This is a genomic window from Tepidimonas sp., from assembly GCF_029335975.1.
Taxonomy (GTDB): domain Bacteria; phylum Pseudomonadota; class Gammaproteobacteria; order Burkholderiales; family Burkholderiaceae_C; genus Tepidimonas.
The window spans coordinates 1-5,295 of record NZ_JARJMT020000026.1; the positions used below are offsets into that span (position 1 = coordinate 1).

Sequence of the window (5,295 nt, forward strand, 5' to 3'; positions counted from 1 at the left end):
CGAGTGCAGAGGGGCCGGCGGCCGCGGCTGCGCCTGTCACGGGTGTCTCCACCCCCGCCTTCAGCCCGCTGTATCAGCAGATCAAGACCCTCATCCTGCACAGCCTGCAGGCCGGCGAATGGAAGCCGGGCGACCTGATCCCCAGCGAAATCGAGCTGGCCGCTCGTTTCAAGGTCAGTCAAGGCACGGTGCGCAAAGCCATCGACGAACTGGCCGCCGACAACCTGTTGGTGCGCCGCCAGGGCAAAGGCACATTCGTCGCCACGCACGCCGAGCAGCACATCCAGTACCGCTTCCTGCGTCTGCACCCGGACGTGGGCACCCTGGACAGCGAAGGCCCCGCGGTGCGCGAAGTGCTCGGCTGTCGGCGCATGCGCGCCAGCACCGAGGTGGCGGACGCCTTGCGCCTGCGCGCGGGGGATGCCGTGGTACAGGTCAGCCGCGTGCTGTCCTTCCAGGGCACCCCGACGATTCTGGAAGACCTGTGGCTGCCCGGCACTGCCTTTCGCGGCTTGACACTGGAGACGCTGTCCGAATACGCCGGCCCCATGTACGCCCTGTTCGAGACGCAATTCGGCGTGCGCATGGTGCGCGCCGAAGAGCGCATCAAGGCGGTCGCTGCAAGCCAGACGGCCGCCGAGCGGCTGCAAGTCTCGGTCGGCGCCCCGCTGCTCAGCGTGGAACGCCTGGCCTACACCTACAACGATGTGCCGATGGAGCTGCGTCGCGGCTTGTACCGCACCGACCGACACCACTACCGCAATGAACTCAGCTAGCCCTTATCCCTCAACCCCCCCGTCATGCTGCGTTGCAATAGAATGTGACGAGTTCTCGACAGCGACCCGATGAATCCTTCCAAATTCGCCGTCATGGCCGCCAACGGCCTCGCCGACCATGGCGGCATGCTCTGACCCACCAGGAGAAAATCCCATGTTGTCCTTGCGCCCTGCGCGGCCCGAGTTCCGCAACATCAACGCCTTCAAAGACCTGACCACCTACCGCCTGCCGCCGGCGGGCTGGGTTTCGATCCTGCACCGCGTCAGCGGCGCCCTGATGTTTCTTCTGCTGCCGTTTGCGGTCTGGATGATGGACGCCTCGCTGTCGTCTGAGCTGTCTTATGGCAGTTTTACAGCGGCATTCTCTGCGGGCGTCGGTTTCGTTCCCGGCTGGTTCGTCCAACTGGTGGCGCTGGCGCTGATTTGGGCCTATTTGCACCACTTCTGCGCTGGCGTGCGCCACCTCGTTATGGATGCCACCCACAAAGTGGACAAGGCCTACGGTCGCTCCTCGGCCATTGTCACGCTGGTGCTGAGCCTGGGCTTGACGATCGTGCTGGGCGCCAAGTTGTTTGGGCTGTATTGATTTCCCACTGATGGAGTAACGACAAATGGCGGTCAACTACGGCTCCAAGCGCGTCGTCACCGGCGCCCACTACGGCCTGCGCGACTGGATGGCCCAGCGCGCCACAGCGGTGCTCATGGCCCTCTTTACCGTGGTCCTGCTGGCGCAAGTCGTCTTCACTTCCGGGCCCATCGGATACGAAGCTTGGGCGGGCATCTTCGCTGCACTGTGGATGAAATTCCTGACCTTCGGCGTCGTCGTCGCGCTGGCGTGGCACGCCTGGATTGGCATGCGCGACATCTGGATGGACTACATCAAACCCGTAGGTCTGCGCCTGGCCCTGCATGTCTTTACCCTCGTCTGGCTGATCGGTTGCACGGGCTGGGCGTTTCAAGTGCTTTGGAGGCTGTAAGCCATGACCCTGACTGCGAACCTTCCCCGCCGGCGCTTTGACGTGGTGATTGTCGGCGCCGGTGGCTCCGGCATGCGCGCATCGCTGCAGCTGGCGCGCGCTGGCCTCAATGTGGCAGTGCTGTCCAAAGTGTTCCCGACGCGCTCGCACACCGTGGCCGCACAGGGCGGCATCGGCGCGTCGCTGGGCAATATGTCCGAGGACAACTGGCACTACCACTTCTACGACACCGTCAAGGGCTCGGACTGGCTGGGCGACCAAGATGCCATCGAATTCATGTGCCGCGAGGCGCCCAAGGTCGTCTACGAGCTGGAACACATGGGCATGCCGTTCGACCGCAATCCGGACGGCACCATCTACCAGCGCCCCTTCGGCGGGCACACCGCCAACTACGGCGAAAAACCCGTGCAGCGCGCCTGCGCCGCCGCCGACCGCACCGGGCACGCGATGCTGCATACGCTGTATCAACAAAACGTCGCCGCACGCACCACCTTCTTCGTCGAGTGGATGGCCTTGGATCTGATCCGCGACGCCGACGGTGACGTGCTGGGCGTCACCGCTTTGGAGATGGAGACCGGCGACATCTACATCTTGGAAGCCAAGGCCACATTGTTGGCCACGGGCGGCGCCGGGCGTATCTATGCGGCCAGCACCAACGCCTACATCAACACCGGCGACGGCCTGGGCATGGCGGCGCGCGCGGGCATCCCGCTGCAGGACATGGAGTTTTGGCAGTTCCACCCCACGGGCGTCGCCGGCGCTGGCGTGCTGCTGACCGAGGGCTGCCGCGGCGAGGGCGCCATCCTGCTCAACAGCAACGGCGAGCGTTTCATGGAGCGCTATGCACCGACGCTCAAGGACCTGGCGCCGCGCGACTTCGTCAGCCGCTGCATGGACCAAGAGATCAAGGAAGGTCGCGGCTGCGGGCCGAACAAGGACTACATCCTGCTCAAGCTCGACCACTTGGGCCCGGAGACCATCCACAAGCGGCTGCCCTCGGTGTACGAGATCGGCATCAACTTCGCCAATGTCGACATCACCAAAGAGCCGATCCCGGTGGTGCCAACCATCCACTACCAGATGGGTGGCATCCCGACCAATATCAACGGTCAGGTCGTCGTACCGGACGGCCAGGGCGGCCAGCAAGTGGTCAACGGCCTGTATGCGGTGGGCGAGTGTTCATGCGTGTCGGTGCACGGCGCCAACCGCCTTGGCACCAATTCGCTGCTGGACCTACTGGTATTCGGTCGCGCGGCTGGCAACCACATCGTCGCCCATTTGGACCGCAGCCGCGAGCACAAAAACCTGCCGAAAGACGCTGCCGACCGGACGCTGCAGCGGCTCAGCCGCCTGGAATCGCGCACCGACGGCGAGTATGCGCAGGCCGTGGCCAACGACATCCGCGCCACCATGCAGCAGCACGCCGGTGTCTTCCGCACCCAGGCCAGCATGGACGAGGGTGTGCGCAAGATCAATGCGCTGCGCGAGCGTGTCGGCGCCATCGCACTCAAAGACAAGTCCAAGGTGTTCAACACGGCGCGCGTGGAGGCGCTGGAGGTGGAAAATCTGATCGAGGCAGCTCAGGCCACGATGACTTCCGCCGCGGCGCGTCAGGAGTGCCGCGGCGCACACACCGTCAAGGACTACGAGCGCGGTCCGGACGATCCCGAATGTCCGCTGGGCCGCAACGATAAGGTGTGGATGAAGCACACCCTGTGGTACAGCGCCGACAACTCCCTGACCTACAAGCCGGTCAATCTCAAGCCGCTGACGGTCGAGTCGATCCCGCCCAAGGTCCGCACATTCTGATGTCCCTACGCCGGAGGTTTTCCCATGGCCAAACGCATCTTCAAAATCTATCGTTACGACCCGGACAAGGACGCCAAGCCCTATATGCAGACGCTGGAGGTGGAACTCGGCACCGAGCGCATGTTGCTGGACGCCCTGATCAAGCTCAAGGAAATCGATCCGACACTGGCGTTTCGGCGTTCGTGCCGCGAGGGTGTCTGCGGCTCCGACGCGATGAACATCAACGGCAAGAACGGGCTGGCCTGCCTGACCAATCTGCGCACGCTGCCGGATACGATCGTGCTCAAACCCCTGCCGGGCCTGCCCGTGGTGCGCGACTTGATCGTGGACATGACGCTGTTTTTCAAACAGTACCACTCGATCAAGCCGTATCTGATCAACGAGACCCAGCCGCCCGAGAAAGAGCGCCTGCAGTCGCCCGAGGAGCGCGAGGAGCTCAACGGCCTGTACGAGTGCATCCTGTGCGCGAGCTGCTCGACCAGCTGCCCGAGCTTCTGGTGGAACCCAGACAAGTTCGTCGGCCCGGCCGGCCTGCTGCAGGCCTACCGCTTCATCGCCGACAGCCGCGACCAGGCCACCGCCGAGCGCCTGGACAACCTGGAAGACCCATACCGGCTGTTCCGCTGCCACACCATCATGAACTGCGTCGACGTTTGCCCCAAGGGGCTCAACCCCACCAAGGCGATCAGCAAGATCAAGGAATTGATGGTGCGCCGCGCCGTCTGACCGGCCCGCGTTCACGAACTCGGCCATGGACGACAGCGCACGGCTCGACGAACGCCAACTCAGCAAGCTGCGCTGGCGATGCCGGCGCGGTCTGCTCGAAAACGATCTGTTCATCGAGCGCTTTTTTGATCGATACAGCGCTGACCTCACCGAGCGACAGGCCCGCGGACTGCAAGCGCTGATGGATCTGAGCGACAACGATTTGCTCGACCTGTTGCTGCGCCGCCGCGAGCCCGAAGGCGCGCTGGCGACGCCCGAGGTCGTCGAGGTACTGGCGCTGCTGCGCACGCCGCCGCGGGCCGACGCGCCGCCACCCCCGCAGCTCACCCGCTAGACCCCAAGGAATCCGTATGAAACTGCAAGAACACAAAGCGACCCTGTCTTTCTCCAACGGTGCGCCCAGCGTCGAGCTGCCGATTTATTCCGGCACCCTGGGGCCGGACGTGATCGACATTCGCAAGCTCTACGCCCAGACTGGGATGTTCACCTACGACCCCGGATTCCTGTCCACGGCATCGTGCCAGTCGGCCATCACCTACATCGATGGCGACAAGGGCGAGTTGCTCTACCGCGGCTATCCCATCGAACAATTGGCCACGCAGTGCAACTACATGGAGACCTGCTACCTGCTGCTGTACGGCGAGCTGCCCAATGCGGCGCAAAAGGCCGATTTCAGCCGGCGCGTGACCCTGCACACGATGGTCAATGAGCAGATGCAGTTCTTCCTGCGCGGCTTCCGGCGCGATGCGCACCCGATGGCGGTGTTGACGGGGCTGGTCGGCGCGATGTCGGCGTTCTACCACGACAGCACCGACATCAACAATCCGCAGCATCGCGACATCGCTGCCATCCGCCTGATCGCCAAGCTGCCCACCCTGGTCGCCATGGCCTACAAATACGGCGTTGGTCAGCCGTATATGTATCCGCGCAACAACCTGAGCTACGCGGGCAATTTCCTGCGCATGATGTTCGGCACGCCGTGCGAGGAGTATGAGGTCAACCCCGTG

General features: G+C 63.9%; 7 protein-coding genes. All 7 read left to right on the forward strand.

The window, feature by feature from the left end; all coding sequences use genetic code 11:
- Positions 1 to 68: 68 nt before the first annotated feature.
- Complete coding sequence (locus P3W97_RS01365) at positions 69 to 776, forward strand: GntR family transcriptional regulator (protein ID WP_300843181.1); 708 nt, start codon at positions 69 to 71, stop codon at positions 774 to 776.
- Between the two features lie 154 nt (positions 777 to 930).
- On the forward strand, positions 931 to 1,362 hold the full coding sequence (sdhC, locus tag P3W97_RS01370; protein WP_300843175.1) for a succinate dehydrogenase, cytochrome b556 subunit: 432 nt from the start codon (positions 931 to 933) through the stop codon (positions 1,360 to 1,362).
- A gap of 25 nt (positions 1,363 to 1,387) precedes the next feature.
- On the forward strand, positions 1,388 to 1,753 hold the full coding sequence (sdhD, locus tag P3W97_RS01375) for a succinate dehydrogenase, hydrophobic membrane anchor protein (protein ID WP_300843176.1): 366 nt from the start codon (positions 1,388 to 1,390) through the stop codon (positions 1,751 to 1,753).
- A gap of 3 nt (positions 1,754 to 1,756) precedes the next feature.
- Positions 1,757 to 3,562 (forward strand): succinate dehydrogenase flavoprotein subunit, encoded by a 1,806-nt coding sequence (gene sdhA, locus P3W97_RS01380; protein ID WP_300843177.1) that lies wholly within the window; start codon positions 1,757 to 1,759, stop codon positions 3,560 to 3,562.
- Positions 3,563 to 3,586: 24 nt separating this feature from the next.
- A complete protein-coding gene (locus tag P3W97_RS01385) occupies positions 3,587 to 4,288 on the forward strand; it encodes a succinate dehydrogenase iron-sulfur subunit (RefSeq protein ID WP_300843178.1) in 702 nt (233 codons plus the stop codon).
- Between the two features lie 25 nt (positions 4,289 to 4,313).
- On the forward strand, positions 4,314 to 4,622 hold the full coding sequence (locus tag P3W97_RS01390) for a succinate dehydrogenase assembly factor 2 (protein ID WP_300843179.1): 309 nt from the start codon (positions 4,314 to 4,316) through the stop codon (positions 4,620 to 4,622).
- A 16-nt stretch (positions 4,623 to 4,638) separates the two neighbouring features.
- On the forward strand, positions 4,639 to 5,295 hold a 657-nt coding region (locus P3W97_RS01395), incomplete at its 3' end, for a citrate/2-methylcitrate synthase (protein ID WP_300843180.1).